Raw genomic sequence first — 19,581 nt, 5'->3', positions numbered from 1 at the left:
AAGCACTACCCAAGCCCCGACGAGCCCTGCGCTGGATCATGACCTACCCCGAACGTCTACGACCCGACGAAGCCGTCGGCATCAAGGAGATCCGCGTAGCATGCCCCGAACTCGATGCCACTGTCGATCACGTCCGTACCTTTGCCGACCTCATACACGAGCACCGCGGCGAAGAACTTCCCGCCTGGATTACGCGCATGGATCAGGAAGTCCTGCCGCACCTGAGCCAGTCTGCCAACGGCCTCCTGCACGACCTCGACACGGTCACCGCTGGCCTGTCCAGCTCCTGGAGCTCTGGCCAGGTGGAAGGCCAGGTCTCGAGAGTCAAGCTCTTCAAACGCGCCGGTACGGCCGAGCCAAACTCGACCTTCTCCGCACCCGAATCCTCCTACGGGCCTGACCGGCTCACGTCACAAGATCAGCGACAGAGCCCATAACTTCGTACTCGGTGGTGCACTGAACCTCTTTCATCCTGCCTCTGAGAGGGTGAAGTCCCTGGTCAAGTGGGGTGCGGGGTGACGCGACGAAGCCCCCGTCGTTGGTGTGGTGATTCCACTCATCGCACCAGTCGCCGGGGGCTTGGTTGGTTCCGTATTCTTCCATGCTCGACGTACCGCATGAGCTGGTCGAGCATGTCTCCTGGCTGATCTATGCCCGCCGGCGGGATATCAACTCGCCGTGGCGGAGGCTGGGTTGCTTCAAGCAGGCGTTGCTGGTGCTGGCGCATCTGCGGAAGAACGAGACGTTCGCGCAGGTCGGAGCCGGCTTCGGGGTGTCGCAGGCGACGGCCTGGCGGTACGTCGACGAAACCCTCGACCTCCTCGCCTCCTGGGCGCCGGGCCTGCGCGAGGCCCTCGTCGGCCTGGGTGAAGGCGACTTCGTCATCGTTGACGGCACGCTGATCCCGCCTGATCGGATCGCCGCGGACGAGCCGTACTACAGCCAAAAGCGCAAACGGCACGGGATGAATGTGCAGGTCATCGCCCGCCCAGACGGCACACCCCTGTGGTTTTCGCGCGCTACACCGGGACGAACTCACGACCTGACCGCGGCCCGGGCCCACGGCATCATCCAGGCCTGCCTCACGAGGCAGATACTTGTCCTGGCCGACCGCGCCTACCAGGGTGCCGGCGCCACCGTCCGTACACCGTACAAGAACCACCGTCAACAACCGGAGCGCCACCAGCAGTTCAATCGCGACCATGCCCGGCTGAGAGCTCCAGGCGAACGCGCCTTCGCGCAATTGAAGTCCTGGCGACTGCTACAGCGAGCCAGATGCTCCACTCGCCGGATCGGCACCATCGTCCAAGCCGTCCACACCCTCCTGACCTGCGACTATTCAGGATGAAAGAGGTTCACTCAGAAGGTTTCTGCTTACCGATCAAAGGGCTTGTTTGGTCGAACGGGGGTCCTGATCGGGTGATCGCGGCGGGGCGGTGCATGACAGCAGGGCCCTCTTGGTAGTTCGGGGGTGCGATCCCATCCGGGCTGTCCAGGAGGTCCTGTTCCGCAGTCTTTCGCGCTCGCGTCCGTGGAGTCCAACGCGCCGTCACGAACGGGTGACCGTCTCGCGCGCCGGTTCGGGAACGCGGCGGATCGGCCGGACCGCACCCCATGCTACGGCTCGGACATGACGCAGACGGTGTGGCAGGTGGTGCGGGAATCGCCGCCTGTGCCAGCATGGCTGGAGGGGCGGGGCGGCCGGCCGGAAGGCTACTGCCACCGGCGCATGGTCGATGCTATGCGGTACGTGGCCGACAACGGAGTGAAGTGGGCGAACCTGCCGAGGGACTTCCCGCCCTTCAAGCGGGTGCACGCCTTCGCTCGCCGCTGGCAGATCCAGGGCCTGCTCACTCCTTGCCGACCGGCCGCAGGTGCCGCTCGGCCACCAGATGGGGAGCGGGCGGCAAGGGCTTATCCGCGCCCTGCCCGGCGGCGCGGACGGGCTTGGAGGTCTTCACGCTCTGCGCGCCGATGACACGCGCGGATGGCTCCGCGCCCTTTCCTTCCTGCTGCCGCGACAGGCTGCGCGCAGGCCTGCTGGCCCGCTCGGACCGGTCACACACAGAAGCACAGTAGTTCGGAAGAGCTCATTGAGACCGCGCACTGGCAGATTCCGGACCTGAGCCGGTCAGAGTCGTATGGCTTTGCGCAGCCGCTGTGCATAGAAGCCGCTGCCATCAAGCCGTGACACGCCGCCCTTGTTGCCGATGGTCGGACCGTTGGCCTTTTTCCTGCTGGAGATGAAGATCTTGTGGCCCTCGGTGTCAGGGCCCAGATACAGGCCGACGTGGTCCAGGCGATTGCCAGTGTGGCCATCTATTTTGAAGAAAATCAGGTCTCCGGGCTGGAGGGCGTCGATGTTATGCGGACGCTCGTACCAGGGGGTGGGGCCGGAGAGCGGGATGATCTCGGCACCGAGGTGTGAGCGACCGATGCCATCAGCAGTGCGGGGCAGCAGACCGTTACCCGTATAATCGCTGGGAGCCAACGGGTAATGGGATCGATAGCCAAAGACCATGCGTATAAAGCCGGAGCAGTCGATGGCACGATAGCGGGACGCCTTAGGCTGCTTAAGTGTGCCGTTGTAGAAGGTGTAAGGGATGCCCAGGTAGTGGAAGAAGTCGGACTGTTCGAGCCGAGGTGTTCCGTGGTGCTTGTCCAGGTCGTGGTTGATCGGGCCAAATTTGGCGTCACCTGCGTACGCGATGCCCTTGTCGTCCTTCTTTACCGGTGCCCCCCTGACGTACTGGAAGGCTATGGCAAATAGGTCTTCTTGCCGACTGTCGCGGTACGATCTAAACCATTCCTTGAACCAACGCTCCTTCTCAGAACCAACATGCCATGCCTGTGGCATTAAGCGCACCCAGTCGTCAGTGATCACGCGGGGCGAGATGGCCGCAGACTCGCTGAAGGCACGGGATGGCCCCTTGAGTGTGGCGGTACGGGAATTATCCGTAAAAATAGCCAGAATCTGGCCGCTGTCACCGCGTAACACGGTGCGGTCAGGGCTCTTCAGGCGCTCCCAGCTCTGCCTGGCGCCATGCTCTTCTTTGCGCAACTCGATAGTCAGGTACGCACTGCCCGTCAGCAGAGAGAGGACTATCAGGACGTGTAGCAGAGGGCGTTTCTTGGGAAGCATTCCGTAGACTCCGTTGTGGGTTCAGGTAGACGGCATGACGCCAAAGCGAATTCCAGCGGTGAGGGCGACATAGGCCGCCAGCGTCACCGAGCCGGTAGCAACAAGTGTAGGTCCCTTGGGCTGACGCACCATCTGATATGCGATCAGGCCCGGCACGATGAAGCCGAGCGATTGATTGCCATATATTTGCGGGAACTCCAGGGAGAGCATGATTATTACGGTAGCTTGGAGGATGATGCCGAGCAGAATGACTGCTACGAACAGTCTCTTTCCATAGAGGATCATGCACCGCTGCATCAGGAGCGTGCCAAGGTAGGCGAGAACCGTGACCCCGACTGCCATCGCGGCGCGCTGGAGGTCCTCGACAAGAGTCAGGGCCAACCAACCCGGGGTGATCATTCCGCCGGGGGAAAGGTTGGTTACGAGATAGCAGATCAGTGAGATTAGCAGCCCAATCGCCACGCCGATCGCAGCGGTCTCAGGGGGAAGGAGGATGGACGGAATCAACGGTGCCGCCCTCCTCGGATGTGCCGCTGCCGGGAACTTTCGGTTGGCCTGACAGGTAGGACGCGCGGATCGAGCGTTTCCCGGACGCGTTTCCAGGCGGTTGACGATCCCGTCCGGCTCTGAGCCGCAGCCCCCCAGTCGGTGGCCGGCACCCTGCATGGATCCGAGTATGGCGCAGTGTCTGAAATGGGCTTAGACGTGTACGACGCAATGTAATATTCCTCGTACACTTCGGGGTGCTGCTCGTCGGCATCGAGGTGCGCTGCATACGATGGCAGCTTCCCGATGTCCGGAGGTGCGTCCGCGGAGTCGCGGTTGGCAGGGCCCTCGTCTGAAGCGAATGCAGAAAGATGTTCCAGGAGCAGCTCACCCTGCCCGTGGGTGTTACCGATGGCGACAAGCGATGAGTCGGGGCTGAGCCGATCGAGCAACTGCCCCACAATCTCCTTCGAACCACGCCGGTCGCCGCCTAAGTCGACAATGCGGTCATGGAAGACAGCCGGAATCGTGTTGATGGCGGACCTAACCGGGCAACCAATGACGAACACCTGTTCTGGGTCGAGTTCTGGGATGATCTCGCCCATCTGGCCGTTGCGTTCGATGCGGTCCGGGCGGCAGTTGATGACCACGTTGAGGGGACGATGGATGGCGCCGAGTGCGAGAAACCTATTGACGTTAATCAGTGTCGACTCAGGGTCGTTGGCCGCGAAGAGGTTGACGAAGCGGAGTTTTTTTCGCTCATGGGTTACATAACGCTCCACTGAGACGACGCCGGGGTCCGGTGGGGCCTCGTACATGCCTTGAAGCGCTGTCTTGCGATCGACGCCGAGCAATTCAGCAACTGTGAGGGCTACGGCGACGTTCTCCTTGAAGGTGAACCAGCTTAAGCCGCGCATTTCCTCGTCTGTGATCAGAACCGGGGCGGCGTAGATCAGTCGGCAGTTCCGCGCATCCGCCTCCTCCTGAAGGATGTGGAAGCGATCCTTCTCAGCGGTTACGCATATACCATTCTCGGGCATCGAACGGCAAAGAGAACGTGCCACGTCATCCAAAGTAGGCCCCATCTCGGCGAGGTGATCCTCACGGACATTGCACACCACCCCGATTGTGGAGCGAATCAGCTTGGACTGGCTGATCTCCTGAAGCGCGGGCGTCACCGCCATACACTCGATTACGAGCACGTCCGACTGGTAGGCAGCCGCGCGGCGCACGATACCGATCTGCTCGACGACGTTGGCGATGCCAAACTTACGGTAGACGGGCTCTTCAGTGGCGTCGAGGTGGATCAAGCGGGCCGCAGTGCCGGTGGTCTTAGCGACTGTGGCCAGACCTCCGCCCCTCAAGGCGCCCGCACACAGGCGAGTGATGGAGCTCTTGCCGCGGATGCCGTTGACGAGCACCCTGACCGGTATCTGGTCTAGGCTGGCGAAGTGCCGACGCTGCTCGACCACTCCAGCGATCAGCAGCATGGCACCACACACGACGAGCACGATGTAAAAGAATGGCACGGGATCATTTCCCTTCCGCCAGGACCAAGGCGCGGAAAGCGCCTTCACGCAGCATTGTGAACAGTGAGCCCTCAACCCCATTCGCGCCAGCGAAATTCCACACGCCGCACTTATCCTCAATAATCGCCGAAAATGGCCTTTTCTGAAAAATCTAATGAACCTTCCTGGAGCCTTTTCATGTGTAGATCATAAGGGTGGGGATTGCTGCGGCGGCTGATGTGAGTCGGTTCGGGCTGATGCGGGCGTGGTGGAAGATCCGCCGCTGCTTGATCCGGGAGATGGTCCCTTCGACCGGGGCTCGTAAGGTCGTGTGGGCGGTGTTCGACTTCCGGTGTTTCTCGGGCAGTTCGGTGTTCGGCTGTCGTGTGGTCGGGTGATCACCGTGCCGCCGGCACCCTGGTAGCCCTTGTCCGCCAGGACTCAAGGTCCAGCTCGCAGGCGTCCACGATGTCGTGCTCGCGGGCGGCCTTCACGTCGTGGGTCCCGCCGGCCAGTGCGGGTGAGATCCACAGCAGCTTCCCTTCATCCGCGGTGACGACCTGCAGGCTCATCCCTTCACCGCGGACCTTGCCCGAGAAGTGGCCTGCGGCCCGCACCCGGTCGGTCTCGGCGACCGTGCCGTCAGCAGGACGTAGCCGTCGGCATGATGACTGGTGAGGCCTCCGTCGACGACGGCCGCGTACGTGGCGAGACGCCCGACCGTGTCGTTCACGAAACGCCAGGCCGCGGCCACGCCGATACCGAACCGGCGGCGACCTGTTCGAGAGTGTCGTGCTTGCGCAGGTAGACCAGGACACACCGGACCCGGTCGTACGGGCGCAGCCGACACGGCCAGCCACCCTCACCCGAAGCGATCACCATCGTGACCAGCCCCAGGAGATCTTCATCGACATCGCATCCGCCAGGACAGGAGAACACGAGGCACCTCCACAAGCCAGGCTGCGTTTGGCGACTTGACAAACCCGCGGGACCCCCGCTCGTCACACCATCGCCACACACCACCACCCCACCCCCACGCCGTACAAATGAAAAAGGCTCCAGGACACCCTTCCTGGAGCCACAAGGTCCATTGTCAGAGTGTCCACGCCACGGGGGGGCACCTCAACCGCTCGCTGTCACCGGCGAATTTACTTGCGTCCGAACCTCCAGCATGCCGATGGCCGTCAGCAGAGCTGAGGCGTCAGCAGTGATCGTCGGGAGGTCGAACAACCTGACATCTGCGACGGTATTCAGCCCGCGTAACAACTGCGTGGCGCTATCAGTCAGCGGCAGAGGCGTAACTAGCATGATCGGTTTACGCAAGGCCGAGGCCCATCCCAGTTCCACATACGTACCATCGGTACGCAGCAACTGGCCACCACGGACCGGAAGCACCGGAACAAACACGTTGCAGTGCTGCATCCAAGTGAAGTCGCGAGCGGCGATCTGATGCGATGTGTACTGCGAAGTGTCAGCCCCAAAGCGTTCCATCACATGGGCAGAGAAGACGTGCCCACGACGCTCACGCAGGGCTGAGATAATCCTTGCGAGGTCCTGCCGCAAGGGCTCAAGAAATCCGTTAGCGCTCATAGCATGCTGGATGGGGCCTCCGACAAATATTTTGGTGCCTACCAGGTCGACTCTAACGGCGACATGAGGAGGAAAACCGGACACGCTAACTCCTTCTTAAGGATTTTTCACGTATAGATCATGAAGGTGAGATCGCCGTGGCGACTGACGTGGGACTGTCAACTTTTCGGTGTAACCGAGTTGATTCGTCGGTTAGATACGGGCTGCTGAGAGACGTCTGTCGAAGGCGATGTCGAACGCCTGGAGCGCTCGCTCCCAGCGGCTGGTCCACTTCTTGCGGCCCTTGCCGCTGGGATCGAGGCTCATCACGGCGAGGTAGACGCACTTGAGGGCGGCAGCCTCGGAAGGGAAGTGCCCGCGGGCCCGCACGGCCCAGCGGATGCGGGCGTTGAGCTGCAGATCGCCCCGTCGAAGACCGACGAGGAGCGCGTCCTGCTGGTCACCCCCGAGCTTGCCGATATCCTGAGCGCGATCGTCTGCCGGATCCGCGGCGCGGGCGGGGTCGTCCCCCTGGTGGTCAGCTACGACGCGGCCGAGAGGGTCTGGAACCCGCCCATGCCGCTGCTGTTCCAATGGCGGGTCAACGGCGAGGACCACATCCTGTCGGTCAACACGATCCGCAAGGCACTCAACGAGGTGATCGAGGCCGCCCACTGACCGACGCCGTCGGCGAGCTGCTGGACTACCAGCCCCACGACTTCCGCAGGATGTTCATCACCGACGCGATCATGAACGGCCTGCCCCCACATATCGCGCAGGTCATCGCCGGCCACGACGACATCAACACCACGATGCACTACAACGCCGTCTATCCCAGCGCAGCCATCGCCGCCCACCAGGCGTTCATCGCACGGCGCCGCAGCCTGCGGCCCGGCGAGGAATACCGCGTCCCCACCAGCGAGGAGTGGGAGGCATTCCTGGGCCACTTCGAGCGCCGCAAGCTCTCCCTCGGCACCTGCGGCCGGTCATTCGGCAGTGAGTGCGTCCATGAGCACGCCTGTGTCCGATGCGCAATGCTCCGCGTCGACCCGCACGAGCGGCCCCGTCTCGAAAAGATCCGGATCAACCTCATCGCGCGGATCGCCGAAGCCGAACGCGAAGGCCGGCTCGGCGAAGTCGACGGACTCAGCGTCACCCTCGCCGCCGCCGAGGACAAGCTCGCCCAGCTCGACGCCGAAGTCGCCCGCCGATCCACCGGGTCCACCTCGGCCTGCCCACCTGCCACCCGATCCACCGCACCCTCGTAGTTCAGAGAAGATGGTGTCGGCGCGCAGGTAGTACTGGTCGACGTGGACCAGCCGGACCCGGGTGAGCGCCTCGATGTTCGGATTGATGACCGGGGTCATCCCGATGTTGCATACCTCGGAGACCAGCAGCGCCACGACCGAGGTGGCCAGGTCCTTCATGCGGGTCTTGCCATCGCTCAGGTGCACGACGGCGTCCAGGAAGGAGGTCCAGGCGTGCACCTCGAACAGCAGGTCGGGCAGGTCGATCTTCGGGAGCATCTTCTCGACGGTCTTGCGCAGCCGGTTCAGTGACTTCGGCTCGCCGAGGGCATGCAGCTTCTCCACGTTCAGCTTCGCCCGGCCTCGGCCTGGACCTCGATGCTGATCTTCGCGTCGTCGCCGGCTTCGGCAAGGCGCTCGGCCATCTGTCTCCACGCCGCGTCCAGTACCTGAACCAGCCCGTCGAGGTGGTCCTCGACCCTCTCGTCCAGGCTCAGGCCCGCCAGGACGTCCTCGCGCACCGCCTCCCACTCCGTGCCGTCCAGCAGCCGGGCACTCGGGTCGGACCAGCGGTGCGAAGGGGGGCGAAGACGTCGCGACGCTTGAGCGCGCGGAACAGCTGTTCCAGCACGCACACCACGTAGGCGTCGCGGTCCACTGCGCGCTGCGGCAGCTCGGCGTTGGCGTACACCGCCTTGTGCCAGGCCGGCGGCACGAGCTTGTCGTCGATCTCCCGCGGCAGTAGCGGCTTCTCGTTCACCCTCCGCCTCGCCAGGGCCGGCAGCACCTTCACCCCCGCCAGCACCCGCTTGCCGCCCGTCGCCGCCCCCAGCGCCTTCGACTCGCCCAGCAGCGACAGGAACAGCATGGCCTTGTTGTAGCGCAGGGCCAGCGCCTGCCGCATGGCAGTCTCCGCCGAGTCGTCGTCATCCGGGACCAGGCTCACCACCGTCGCGGCCGCGCTGGCAACCGCCGCCCGCGAGGCGACCGACTCCAGCGCCCGCCACAGCGAGGCCACATCCATATCCGTGCCGTGCTCCTCGACCAGCTCCAGCTCCTCGATGAGGACCTTCGAGACCCGGGCCGTGATCCTGGCCGCCTTCTCCAGCTGCGGCAGCGTGGACAGCCGTTCCTTGTCCGTGGCCAGCTTCGCCCGGTTGATCAACCTGGTGGCCATCAGCACCTCGAACAGGTCCAGGGCGTCATCGATCGCCTCGCCTCCAGATGCCGCATCACCGCAGTGAGCATCGCCGTGCGCTTCGACTCGGAGGCTCGCTCCAGCTTGGGCGCTTTGGTTCCCAGCCCGTACCGCGCCAAAGCGGCCAGCCGGTTCGGCGGAAGCTGCGACAGCTTCAACCTGCCTAACCGGTACGCGGAGATCTCCTCCACCGTCTGGAGCGCGTTCTTCATCGCGGTGCCCGTGGTCCGCGTCGGCGGCCGGCGCATCCGCTCCAGCTCCGAGAACCGCTTGCCCTCCGGCGTCTTCAGCAGCGCCACCAGGTCGCCGGGCAAGGACGGGTCCGCGCGGCGCGCGGCCTTGGCCACCGTGGCGTGCAGTCGCTTCTCCGCGATCGTGCGGACTTCGGAGACCTGCCGGGCCAGCACCGAGACGCCCGGCAGCAGCACCCGGTTCCGCCGCAGCCACCCGACCGCGTGGTTGAACAGCGCCACCGGCCCCTCGGCGTGCGTCCACGCCCGTCCGTGCAGGAACGTCCGGAACTTCCGGCCCCACTCATGGTCCTCGTACGGGTGGTAGCCGTAGGCGTCCCGGATCTCCCACGCGTGATTTATACAGCGTCTGCCGTCGCCCGGTGTACCGCTTCACACACGACGGGTCCTCGATACCCAGCTGAGCGGCCAAGTGCTCGACCACCGACCACGGCACGTCCAGCGGATCCTCCAGGAACAGCCCGACATGGCGCACCGTGCACATCTGGAGTGCGAAGCCCAGCTGATGGTGCTTCGTCCGCCGCAGCGCGATCAGGTCCCGGTCGACGTCGTCCAGGTAGAAGAACCGTTCCAGTTCCGGACGAGTGGGCTCTTCGGAGAACTTCCCGTACGCCTCAGCTTGCTCATCAGTTAAGAATTCCACCGCCACGCGGCGGACCGTAGCCGCTCCTCGCCGACCATCGGCGACCTTCACGCGAACACCTGCGCGACACCCGGGTGTCTGACCTGGGCGGCTGGTGTTTTGGGATGTTGTTGTGGCTGTTGGTGAGGGTTGTCGTTGCGCGCTGTGTGAGTCGTCGTTCGTATCGCAGTGACCTGTCCGATGCCCAGTGGGCTCTGATCGAGCCGGTGTTCACCCAGTGGCGGGCCGGCCATACCGGGCCGGGCACGGCGGCTCGGATCCATGACCTGCGCGAGATCGTCAACGCAATCTTGTACGTGAACCGCACCGGCATCCCGTGGGCGTACCTGCCGCATGACTTCCCACCGTACAAGACCGTCTACGACTACTACGCGAAGCGGGAGACCGATGGCACCACGCAGCAGGTGCACGACCTGCTGCGTGAGCCACCCACCGCTCACGCGGCCGCGCCACCGGACCGTCGGCAGCAGTGGTGGACGCGCAGAGCGTGAAAAACTCCAGCAACGTGCCCGAAGACAGCCAGGGCATCGATGCCGGCAAGAAGATCAAGGGCCGCAAGCGCCACCTGGCCACCGACACCCTCGGCCTGGTACTGGCCGTACTCATCACCGCCGCGTCGGTACAGGACGCCACCGGCGACAAACAACTCCTGGACGAGCTTGCCGTCTCATACCGGAGCGTGGGAAAGGTCTGGGGCGACGGAAGCTACCAGGGGCCGGTCATCGACCACGGAGCCCGCCTGGGTATCGACGTCGAGACGGTGAAACGCCCATCGCGCTCCGGTTTCCAGCCCCAGCGCAAACGCTGGGTGATTGAGCGCACCTTCGGCTGGCTCATGCAGCACCGCCGCCTGACCCGCGACTCCAAAACCCTGCCCCAACGCTCCCGAGCCGTGATCCACTGGGCCATGTCGAACACCATAAGCCGCGCCCTGACCGACGAATCCACACCAACCTGGCGCACCGAAACAGACAACCCACCCACATGCGCGAGAGCCCGACGACCGTCAGGTCGTCGGGCCCTGAAGATGGGTGACGGTCAGCCGGAGTTGTCCGCGTAGTAGACGCGGAGCATGGAGTCGATGCCGTCGACAGTGTCGGAGATCGTGATGTTGTCGATCCAGCGATGTCCGATGTGTGCGGTGTGGCAGATGCTGTCGGGATGCTCGACGGTGATCGCGAAGACGAAGACACGAACGATGCGGCCGTCGTGTGTGGTCGTTGTGGCCGAGGTAGCGCGTCGCCTCCGCCGAGGAGAACCCGAAATCCTCGGCGAGGACGCGTTCCATGCCGCTGGTGAGGGTTTCCTCCGCGCGGACGAATCCGGTGGGCAACTCCCAAGTTGAGACTGAGAGTTCGAAGCCGCGCGACGGCTTCTCGATCAGGAGGAAGCGCCCCTCGTGCTCGATCAGAGCGGCGGCGGCCAGCTCGTTGATGCCCTCGCTGAGGTGCGGGTGACGAGGTCGTCGAACCGGTGGAGGCTGAAGAGGTCGCTGATCATGGGGTCCTCCGCAGCGGGACGACGCCCGGGCCGGGGATGGCTGGGCGGGCGGCTTCCGGGGTGGCCAGCAGCGCGACGATGGTGACCGGCTGCTGGCAGTGCGGGCAGCTGCGGGTTGCGGTGGGTTCCATCGGGTCACGCTCGGGAGGAGCATGACGTGTGGCAGGACGAGCCGCGGGTTTGGGGGCCGGCGGGAGCACGCGACGTGGCGGAGAAGTGGTGAGGGGAGCTTCGCCCAGGCGGCGAGCTCGTTCCTCGTCCCGTCTTTGTCCGCGCTGCCGGTCGGCGGCTCGGCGGCAGGACGGGGAACAGTAATGCTGCCGGACGGTCCGCGGTGCCTGGAAGGTGGTGTCGCAGAACGAGCAGACGCGCTCGTCGAGCGCGTCTTTGCTGGTGCGGGCGGCGTGCCGGCACTCGGTCGAGCAGTACGAACGGCGGGCGCTGGCGTTGGTGGTGAACTCCTGCCCGCAGGCGAGGCAGTCGCGCTGGAGTGGGGTGTGTTTGCGGTGTGTTTCGGCGCAGGTGGGTGAGCAATAGACCTGTCGGCTCTTGACGGTGGCGGGAGCGAAGACGGTCTCACAGACCGGGCAGCGTCGGGCCATCTGAGATGAAACCTCTGGGGTGTTGGAGACGTTGTTGTCACGAGACACGGGCGTTCACTCCCTGCCTGAGGACCTCGGCCTGGTTCTGGTGGCCGCGCAGTCGGTAGGACGGGCCGTCGATGCCGACGACAGCGGCCCGGTGCAGGAGCCGGTCGAGCATCACGGCGGCGACGGTGGCGTCCCCGAAGGCGCTGGCCCAGTCGGCGATACCGACATTGGTCGTCAAGATCGTGGACGATTTCAGATACCGCTGATTAATCACCTGGAACAGGGCCGAGGCTCCGTCCTCGGGCAGCGGCAGATAGCCCAGCTCGTCAATGACCATGAGCTTGGGGCCGGAGAAGAAGTTCATGCAGGTCTTCCAGCGGCCTTCGAGGGCGGCCTTGTGGCACTTGGCCGCGAGTTCCGCGGCGGTGGTGAAGTAGACGCGGTGTCCGGCGTCCACCGTGGCCCGGGCCAGCGCGACCGCGAGCATGGTCTTGCCGACCCCGGGTGGGCCGACGAACAGGACATTGGAGGCGTCGTCCAGGAAGCGCAGGGTGGAGAGATCGCGTACGAGTTTCTCGTCGACGCCGGGCTGGGCGGCGAAGTCGAAGTCGTTCAGCGTCCAGGGCTCGGGCAGGCAGGCGAACCGCAACCGGGAGGCCAGCCGTCTCGCCTCGGTGGCCTCGACCTCGATCTCCAGCAGCCTCTCCAGAGCTGCGGTCAGCGACATGCCCTCGGCCCGCGCCTGGTCGCAGACCCGGTTGAGCGCCTCGGCGGCATCGTTGAGTTTGAGGTAGGACAGGTGGCTCCGCAGCTGCTGGAAGCGGCGTGCTTCGCTCATTTTCGTCGGCGGCGTACTCACTCCGTGTTCTCCTCCTTGGGTGAGGGAGCGTGCCGCAGCCGGTCGGCCACGGCGGCATAGTGGGACAGGTCGACCACGACCCGTTCGACGGCCGAGGCAGCGGCGGCATGCCCCTCGCGCATCCGATCGGCCTCGGCCAGAGCCGCCTGCGAGGGCGGGCGGCGGACCTTCGTCTTGCAGGGCGACCGGTCGGAGATGGACTCCAGGACCTTGCGTTCCAGGGCAACGACGTGGCCGGTGTCCCTCACGGTCCGCCCGGACCCGCGCGGTGCCCGGCGGTGGCGGGCGACGACCGCGCGGCCGGTGGTGAGGATGTCAAATCCTCGCCCAGGCGGTGACGGACCAGAACCCGGGTGCCGGCAAGCCCTGGCGGCACCGAGCACGAGTTGCCCTCGAAGGACACCAGCGACTGCGGGGTGACCGTGCGCTCGACCGAAACCTCCACTGGAAAAGGTATTGCGGGAACCTCCAACAACACTTCGGCGTCGGCGTGTTCACCGACTGTGGTCCGGGCGCCGTCCAGGATGCGGCGCCGACCGTCCATCTGCGCGGCAAGCCGGTCCACTCCCGACTGGGCCTGCTCGACGGTAAGGCCGTCGGGGACCGTGCGCCACCAGCGTTGCTCGGCGGAGTGGTTGGCTTTCTCCACCACACCCTTGTGGTTCCCGCGGCGCGAGGGACAGATGTCCACGCCGACGCCGTAGAACTTCGCGACCGCGGCGAACGCCGCGGTGACCTGCCCGCTGGACGGATAGCAGACCGTGGACATGCGGTCGAACCGCCACCGGCGGGCGGTCCCGCCCAGCTTGCGCACCACTTGATCGAGGGCCTGGACCAGGTGCGCGAAGTCCTTCCGCTCGGCCAGCACCGCCCGCCAGCGGCCCGAGTGCGGCAGGGCGCCGACCAGCAGGTGAGCATGTTCTCCACCACCCCACTCTTCGGGCGGAGTGGGCAGCTCCAGCCAGTCGAACTGGATCTCCTCACCCGGCGGGTGAGCGATGATCGCGACGTCACGCCCCTGGGTCGTCTGGCACGGTTCACAGTGCGGCCGCACGTAATAGCGGCGCAGAGCCCGCGTGAACGTGGAGTAGCCGCCCTGGTAGCCCATCTCGATGATCTCGTCGAACAGCGTGGTCGCCCACAAGTGCGGGTCATCCGCGAGCCGCTGGCGGCAGTACTCCAGGAACGGCGCGAACGCATCCGGCGCCTGGCGCCGCCGACCGGGCGTCTTCGCGCCGTTCAGGTAGTCCCGGATCGTCTGGCGGTCACGGCCCAGATGCCGGGCGATCGCCGAGATCGTCCATCCCTGACGACGCAGAGCGTGTGCGTCCACGTCTTCCTCCCACGTGAGCATCCAGGCCCCCGAACAGGCCGATCTTCAAGCACATGCAGGCTCTCCACGACGCACCGAGACCAGTTCGACACGCCGAGCAAGATCACACAAAGGATGGGGAGATCAACCAAGTCCGCGAAGTTAAGGCTCACCGGGGCGGTGTCCAGGGTGTTGGCGAGGCGAGTCTGTAGGTGGCTGGGGCGGTCGTGGTGAGTAGTCCCTGCCGTGCCCATTGGGCCAGCTGGACTCGGAAGCTGTTGAGGGCCTTCTCGTTGGTGATGCCGAGTGGGCGGCCGATATCGGCAGCGGCGCCATGCTCGCTCTGGCGCCGAGTGCATGATCTCCATGACGGCTGTGGACCGGCCTGGAGCCGGGGCCGGGAAGCCCGTGTCCTCCGGGCCCGTTGGTGTCAAGCGGGACGGTCGGGGCTGATGCACCTTCGCCACGATGGCGGTGATGTGGGTCGAGGTCCGGGAGCGGCCTGCGCCGTTCCAGGTGTGGTAGCGGGAGATCCCGGATTTGACGGTGCGCGCACTGAAGCGGGCTCGTCGGTGTGGCAGGAGGCTGGCGAGCACGGCTGTTCCGATGTGTCGGACCAGGTCGACCGGCCCGGTGGTGGGCGGCAGGACGCCGGTCGCGGTGGTGACACCGTCGCGGGCGGCTTCCAGGGCCACAGTGAAGCTGGCCCGGTCGGGATCGGTGCTCTGCCGGGTCTCCACGGCGGTGACCATCACGGTGCGGATCGCTTGGTAGAGCACCAGCAGGGCCCACATCTCCTGCTCAATGCCGACAGGGTCCTTGGAGCGCAGTACTCGCCCGCGGAGGAGGGTGTGGCGCAGAGCGTAGTACGCCGATTCGATCTCCCACCGCTCGTGATAGAGGGAGATCAGGGCCTCGGCCGGGTCGGTGCGGGGATCGGTCAAGGTGGTCACGAGCCGGTAGTGGTCGCTTACCGTGCTGCCGTCGGCGCCGGTCACCGTCACCTTGGCTTCTATCACCCTGAGTTTCAGCCGGTAAATCTGGGTGAGATAGGAGCCGTCGGGCAGGGTGGCGAGGACAGGAGGACGGCGGGTGGACTTGCCGCGGGCCAGGAGTTGCGCGCCCGTCGCGGTCGCGGCCTCGAGGAAGTCGCCGCTGTCGAATCCGCAGTCGGTCAACACCAGCATGTCCGGCTTGAGCAGGTGGACCAGGCGCAATGCGTAGGCGTTTTCGCCTGTGCTCGAAGGGCCGAAGACGGCGCCGAGCAGCCCCCGGGTGCCGGTCTCGACCAAGGTCATCAGCATGAGTGCTGGATAGCCGGCGAGGCCGAAACAGGCCCGGGTCTTGTCCAGCCAGCTGCGGTTGCGTTCCTCGTCGGGTACGCGCAGCGAGCTGCAGCCGTCGAAGGCGACCGTGCGCCACTTGCGGTACCGCACGCCGGGAGTGCACGGCTGGGCCAGCGGGCCGGCCAATACCTCGAACAGGGCGCGCAACGGTGCCACCCCAATCCGGCGGCGCAGATCACGCAGGGCCTTCTCCGATGGGGACACCAGGGGCAGCCCGCTCAGCCCGGCGACCAGCTTGTCCCACACCAGGCGAGCGCCCACTCGCTCGAAGAGCCCCAGGGCGAGCACGAAGTACACCCCGGTCCGGGACGGCAGCGACCGCAGCCGTCTTGGGGTTGCCCCTGTCTCCTCCAGCACTGAATCCACCAGCTCGAACGGCAGCACCTGCGTCAACTCGCCGAGATGGCCGGGTGCATAGACGTCCGAAGCGACGGTGACAGTCCGAGTCGCATCGACCGTGGCACACTTGGGCACGCGAGACCTCTGCTCTTCAGGATGATCTTGGTCGATCCCTGAACGACACAGAGGTCTCGCTCTATTCCCCCCTCCAACAACCCACCTGCGTAGGCCGCTTGACACCACCCCTGTGAGCCTTAACTTCGCGGCCTTGGGAGATCAACTGAGCAGGTTTGCCGAGCCCCGTGAGCAGGGTTGGCGAGATCCAAAGAGCGCCATCAGTGCACCTTTTCCACTTCCCACCGCTCGTAACATAGGGCCGCCAGCTCGGCGGCCGGAGCCTGGTCCGGATCGAGGATGGTGGTGATCAACCGGATCGGGCCGTCTTCCTCGTGTCCGGCAACGGTGTACTCGATCACCCGCACCAACTGCCCGTTCACGCGCCGCTTGTCGCGGGCCGCATAGATCTCAGACAGGTACGAGCCGTCCGTGTACTGCTCGCGCACCAGCAGCACCACGTTGGACGCCACCCGCCACAGCAGGTCCGCACCCGTCGCAGCAGCGGCCTTCCACCGGTCGTAATCGGGAAAGCCCCGGTCGGCGAGCAGTAGCATCCCCGGCTGAAGTTGCGGCAGCAGGCTGTCGGCGAGCTGCGTCTCGGCCACCGTGCACGCCCCGGTGGCCGCCGCGAAGACCGCATGCGTGCCGCACTCGGAGCACCACCAGCCGCTCCTGCGGAAACGCGCCCTTCTTCTCCCCGCGCCCGGATCCGGGCCGTCCGAAGAACGCGTCGTTGTCCGGGGTATCGGCCACATCCAGCGTGGTGCCGTCCACCGCCACCAGCCGCCGGCCGGTACCAGACACCGATGGTCTGCGGCATGGCAACCGGACGGCACACCCGCACAAACAGCGCCCGCAGCGGCTCCGGCCCCAGCCGGGCACGAGCCCGGGAGATCACCCCGGTCGAGGGCACCTCCCACCTGCCCCGCCACCGGCCGACCCACGCCAGGCCCTCCGGCAGCAGCCGCGCGACCTCCTCATACGCCTGCCCGGAGAACAGGCACATGGCCAGCACCAAGTACACCACCACCCACGCCGACAGCAGCCGACTCCGCTGCTCAACCCGACCCGTCTCGGCGATGACCTTGTCGACCAACTCCGCCGGGAACGCCCACGTCAACACACCGAGCGCGATGCGATCCGACAACCGCTCCTCAACCGGCGGCTTGACCTGCCCAGCCCGTGGCACAGCACCCCTCCCACACCACACGCTACAAGCAAGACCAACCCAAAGTCAGCGGCATTGAGCCTAGGCTCATCCGCCCCAGGTAGCTCCCGTCCGGCAGTACTTTGGCTCGTCGGGACGCGGCCGTCGACCGGGCCCGGAGCGGCAGATGCGCCCCGGCGGACGTGAACGCCTTCCACAGCTCCGCTCCAGGAAAATTCCGGTCCATGATGACCAGCATGCCTGCCGCCGAACCGGCTATCTGTACAGCCAGCTCCCGCCGCCGTTGAAGCCGCCGATGCGGGCGTCAATCGAGACGTGCGTGCCGGTCTCCGTCAGCGTCACCACCCGACCTGCGGAAACCCCGCCGAGGCTGTCCGGGCGCCGGCCGGCCCACCGAAGAACGCCCGGTTGGCCGGGCTGTCCGGCGCGTCCAGCACCCACCCGTCCACCGCGGCCAGCCGCATCCCGCACCAGAACGCCCCGCTCAGACCCTCCGGCCCCAGCCGCTGCCGGGCCCGGGTGAACGAGGCCCAGTTCGGCACCGTCTCGTGCATCCCCTCCAGCGCCCCGACCAGGTTTTCCGCGATTCATCGTCGTAGGAGTCCTGCGCGAACAGCGCCAGTGCGAGGGTGAAGTAGACCATGAACCTCGGCGACACAGCACCCGGCTTCACCCTGCCCTGGCCGCACTCGGCCAGCACCTCATCCACCAACTCCGGCGTCACCCACTCGGTGAGCGCCCCCAGCCGTACATCATCAGACAACCCCACCCACGGATGCATGACCCGCCCGACGACCACAGCGGCGACCGGTCACCATCAACGAGCACTGCTTGACCACGCAAACAACGGCACTGTGTACCGGGTGGAAAGCGACAGACCGTGATAGTCAGTCCTGTCTCAGCCGTGAAGGCGACCAGTTCGGACTTCCAGACCCGGTAGCGGTAGCTGTTCGAGCCGCCCGCGTCCGCGGTGATCAGCAGTCGGTTGGCATGTGGGTAGTCATCATGGCCACGGGCCTGCCACCAGCGGCGGATGGAGGTGACCGCGAAGGTGGAGGTGTCATGGTCGACGCCGACGTAGACCCAGCCGGTGTCGGCGGTCAGGTCGTAGATGCCGCAGGGGATGGCCGCATCGCCCTTGGGGCCGGTGAAGAAGCTGTGGTCCTCCACCTGCACCAGGTCGCCCTTCGGCCGCCACTGGCGGCCCACGTTCGGCAGCTGGCCGAGCATCTCCTTCTTCTTCGTGTCCACGCTGATCACCGGCTCGCCGTCAGCCTGGTGCTATTTGACCTGCTCGTTGATGTAGCGGAACTGGGCGTTCCAGTCCGGATGCTGCTTGCCCTCCAGCGCCTTGGCCTGGGCCTGTAGTCTGAAACCCGTTCTCCATCAGCAGCCGGCCCACCGTCATCGCCGAGACGGGGTGACCCTGGAGGGTCAGTTCCTGGGCCAGGCTCCGCAGCGATTTCGTCGTCCAGCGAAGTGGCGACATCGGATCACCTCGCTCGTCCGGCTCGACCAGCGCTATCAGAGCGGGCAGCACCCGGAGTCGACCTCCTCGGCGCGTTTGCGTGCCCCGCCCGGCCTGCGTACCCGTCCCTCAGCAAGCGGCAGTCCACCGGCTTCCAGCTCGGAAACTCCTCGGCGAACCGTCGTCTCGCTCACGTTAGCAGCACGGGCGACGGCTCAAATGCCGCCATGTCCGAGCAGCCGGGCCTCCGTCGCACACATCAACCGTCGCTACCGCTCGTTCAGACGCGGCAGCATCACCTCGAATCGCATGGCGAGTTGGCTGTACACCCCATCCGGAATCGCCATACCGGATCAGCGACACCGCCAACTGGAAGCGACACCTTGTTTCTCTACAGCTCCACTACCTCCGCAACGTGTTCAGCGTGATCAACAAGGAGGCGACCGAGATGGCCGCGACGGACCGCACGATCTTCGCCCAGCTCACCACCGATGCGGTCCCCACCCAGCTTGACACCGTCGCTGACATGCTCGGCAAGCAGGTCCCGAAGGGCAAGGAGATGCTGCTGGAGGCAAAGGACGACCTGATCGCCTTCGCCGCTGTCCCCGAGCGACATCGGAAGAAGATCCAGTCGACCAACCCGTTGGAGCCGATCAACCGCGAGATCAAGCACCGCACCGACGTCGCCCAGGTCTTCCCCAACGACGACGCGCTCCTGCGACTGATCACCGCCACGCTCCTCGAACTGTACGACGAATGGACCACCTTCCCCCGCCGCTACCTCCCCGAAGGCAGCATGGACCAGCTCCACCCCGAACTCCCTGAAAGCGCCCCCGCA

General features: G+C 65.6%; 18 protein-coding genes and 9 pseudogenes. 7 read left to right on the top strand and 20 right to left on the bottom strand.

Translation table 11 applies throughout. The features are described from left to right. The 3 pseudogenes from AZE13_RS36580 to AZE13_RS38750 form a co-directional block, all read left to right on the top strand. Window positions 1-437, top strand: a pseudogene (locus AZE13_RS36580) (hypothetical protein); the annotation flags it as partial. Between the two features lie 106 nt (window positions 438-543). Continuing rightward, window positions 544-1,348, top strand: a pseudogene (locus AZE13_RS32490) (transposase family protein). 282 nt (window positions 1,349-1,630) lie between these two features. After that, window positions 1,631-1,840, top strand: a pseudogene (locus tag AZE13_RS38750) (transposase); the annotation flags it as partial. Between the two features lie 10 nt (window positions 1,841-1,850). Here AZE13_RS38750 and AZE13_RS39435 read toward each other — a convergent pair. From AZE13_RS39435 to AZE13_RS34970, 7 genes and pseudogenes are all read right to left on the bottom strand, one after another. Beyond that, window positions 1,851-2,066 carry a hypothetical protein gene (locus tag AZE13_RS39435; RefSeq protein ID WP_066940217.1) on the bottom strand — a complete coding sequence of 72 codons (216 nt, stop codon included), beginning with the start codon at window positions 2,064-2,066 and terminating at the stop codon, window positions 1,851-1,853. 65 nt (window positions 2,067-2,131) lie between these two features. Beyond that, complete coding sequence (locus tag AZE13_RS32480; RefSeq protein WP_066940215.1) at window positions 2,132-3,142, bottom strand: C40 family peptidase; 1,011 nt, start codon at window positions 3,140-3,142, stop codon at window positions 2,132-2,134. Window positions 3,143-3,163: 21 nt separating this feature from the next. Then, the gene (locus AZE13_RS32475) at window positions 3,164-3,649 is read right to left on the bottom strand and encodes a poly-gamma-glutamate biosynthesis protein PgsC/CapC (RefSeq protein ID WP_066940212.1); all 486 of its coding nucleotides are present in this window, start codon (window positions 3,647-3,649) and stop codon (window positions 3,164-3,166) included. Beyond that, window positions 3,646-5,157, bottom strand: coding sequence for a poly-gamma-glutamate synthase PgsB (gene pgsB / locus AZE13_RS32470; RefSeq protein ID WP_066940209.1), 1,512 nt, complete (start codon window positions 5,155-5,157; stop codon window positions 3,646-3,648). The genes AZE13_RS32475 and pgsB overlap by 4 nt, the downstream gene beginning before the upstream one ends. Before the next feature lie 377 nt (window positions 5,158-5,534). After that, on the bottom strand, window positions 5,535-5,954 hold the full coding sequence (locus AZE13_RS38740) for a transposase family protein (RefSeq protein ID WP_258528149.1): 420 nt from the start codon (window positions 5,952-5,954) through the stop codon (window positions 5,535-5,537). A gap of 304 nt (window positions 5,955-6,258) precedes the next feature. Next, window positions 6,259-6,810, bottom strand: coding sequence for a nucleoside 2-deoxyribosyltransferase (locus AZE13_RS32460; RefSeq protein WP_147264795.1), 552 nt, complete (start codon window positions 6,808-6,810; stop codon window positions 6,259-6,261). A 108-nt stretch (window positions 6,811-6,918) separates the two neighbouring features. Continuing rightward, window positions 6,919-7,119, bottom strand: a pseudogene (locus AZE13_RS34970) (IS256 family transposase); the annotation flags it as partial. On the opposite strand from AZE13_RS34970, the gene AZE13_RS38735 reads away from it, so the two are divergent. Then, a complete protein-coding gene (locus tag AZE13_RS38735) occupies window positions 7,078-7,383 on the top strand; it encodes a hypothetical protein (RefSeq protein WP_066940206.1) in 306 nt (101 codons plus the stop codon). The pseudogene AZE13_RS34970 and the gene AZE13_RS38735 overlap by 42 nt on opposite strands. Beyond that, entirely contained in the window at window positions 7,299-7,973 is a 675-nt protein-coding gene (locus AZE13_RS39430) for a site-specific integrase (protein ID WP_398780285.1), read from the top strand. The genes AZE13_RS38735 and AZE13_RS39430 overlap by 85 nt, the downstream gene beginning before the upstream one ends. Window positions 7,974-7,982: 9 nt before the next feature. Here AZE13_RS39430 and AZE13_RS39425 read toward each other — a convergent pair. Continuing rightward, a pseudogene (locus AZE13_RS39425) lies at window positions 7,983-10,050 on the bottom strand (DUF4158 domain-containing protein); the annotation flags it as partial. Window positions 10,051-10,148: 98 nt separating this feature from the next. Between AZE13_RS39425 and AZE13_RS32430 the strand changes: the two are divergent. After that, window positions 10,149-11,104 (top strand): annotated as a pseudogene (locus AZE13_RS32430) (IS5 family transposase). Here the strand turns inward: AZE13_RS32430 and AZE13_RS39420 are convergent. The 12 genes and pseudogenes from AZE13_RS39420 to AZE13_RS39150 all read right to left on the bottom strand — a co-directional run. Continuing rightward, window positions 11,051-11,425: an NUDIX domain-containing protein gene (locus tag AZE13_RS39420; RefSeq protein ID WP_398780287.1), complete on the bottom strand. Its 375-nt coding sequence runs from the start codon at window positions 11,423-11,425 to the stop codon at window positions 11,051-11,053. The pseudogene AZE13_RS32430 and the gene AZE13_RS39420 overlap by 54 nt on opposite strands. Before the next feature lie 115 nt (window positions 11,426-11,540). Next, on the bottom strand, window positions 11,541-12,146 hold the full coding sequence (locus AZE13_RS38725) for a hypothetical protein (RefSeq protein ID WP_147264794.1): 606 nt from the start codon (window positions 12,144-12,146) through the stop codon (window positions 11,541-11,543). Window positions 12,147-12,183: 37 nt separating this feature from the next. Beyond that, the gene (istB, locus tag AZE13_RS32420) at window positions 12,184-12,972 is read right to left on the bottom strand and encodes an IS21-like element helper ATPase IstB (RefSeq protein WP_181690527.1); all 789 of its coding nucleotides are present in this window, start codon (window positions 12,970-12,972) and stop codon (window positions 12,184-12,186) included. Window positions 12,973-12,989: 17 nt separating this feature from the next. Continuing rightward, complete coding sequence (locus AZE13_RS38720) at window positions 12,990-13,241, bottom strand: hypothetical protein (protein ID WP_258528148.1); 252 nt, start codon at window positions 13,239-13,241, stop codon at window positions 12,990-12,992. Next, complete coding sequence (gene istA, locus AZE13_RS32415) at window positions 13,238-14,326, bottom strand: IS21 family transposase (protein WP_258528147.1); 1,089 nt, start codon at window positions 14,324-14,326, stop codon at window positions 13,238-13,240. The genes AZE13_RS38720 and istA overlap by 4 nt, the downstream gene beginning before the upstream one ends. Further along, window positions 14,233-16,125 carry an IS4 family transposase gene (locus AZE13_RS36570; protein WP_181690526.1) on the bottom strand — a complete coding sequence of 631 codons (1,893 nt, stop codon included), beginning with the start codon at window positions 16,123-16,125 and terminating at the stop codon, window positions 14,233-14,235. The genes istA and AZE13_RS36570 overlap by 94 nt, the downstream gene beginning before the upstream one ends. A 200-nt stretch (window positions 16,126-16,325) precedes the next feature. Then, window positions 16,326-16,712 (bottom strand): transposase, encoded by a 387-nt coding sequence (locus AZE13_RS38715; protein ID WP_066940185.1) that lies wholly within the window; start codon window positions 16,710-16,712, stop codon window positions 16,326-16,328. 299 nt (window positions 16,713-17,011) lie between these two features. Further along, window positions 17,012-17,230: pseudogene (locus tag AZE13_RS38710) on the bottom strand (transposase domain-containing protein); the annotation flags it as partial. Window positions 17,231-17,613: 383 nt separating this feature from the next. Further along, complete coding sequence (locus AZE13_RS37315; protein ID WP_066940182.1) at window positions 17,614-17,829, bottom strand: hypothetical protein; 216 nt, start codon at window positions 17,827-17,829, stop codon at window positions 17,614-17,616. Next, window positions 17,760-18,056: a transposase domain-containing protein gene (locus tag AZE13_RS39415; RefSeq protein WP_079124612.1), complete on the bottom strand. Its 297-nt coding sequence runs from the start codon at window positions 18,054-18,056 to the stop codon at window positions 17,760-17,762. The genes AZE13_RS37315 and AZE13_RS39415 overlap by 70 nt, the downstream gene beginning before the upstream one ends. Beyond that, window positions 17,996-18,646, bottom strand: a pseudogene (locus tag AZE13_RS39155) (ISAzo13 family transposase); the annotation flags it as partial. The pseudogene AZE13_RS39155 and the gene AZE13_RS39415, both read right to left, overlap by 61 nt. 73 nt (window positions 18,647-18,719) lie before the next feature. After that, window positions 18,720-18,764, bottom strand: a pseudogene (locus AZE13_RS39150) (hypothetical protein); the annotation flags it as partial. A gap of 283 nt (window positions 18,765-19,047) precedes the next feature. Between AZE13_RS39150 and AZE13_RS32395 the strand changes: the two are divergent. After that, window positions 19,048-19,581, top strand: a 534-nt coding sequence (locus AZE13_RS32395) for a transposase (protein ID WP_309302256.1), incomplete at its 3' end; no start/stop codon positions are given.

The sequence above is a fragment of the Streptomyces sp. NBRC 110611 genome, assembly GCF_001590865.1.
GTDB lineage: Bacteria > Actinomycetota > Actinomycetes > Streptomycetales > Streptomycetaceae > Streptomyces.
Note: the sequence above shows the minus strand (reverse complement) of the source record. Positions and strands in the feature narration are given on the sequence as shown.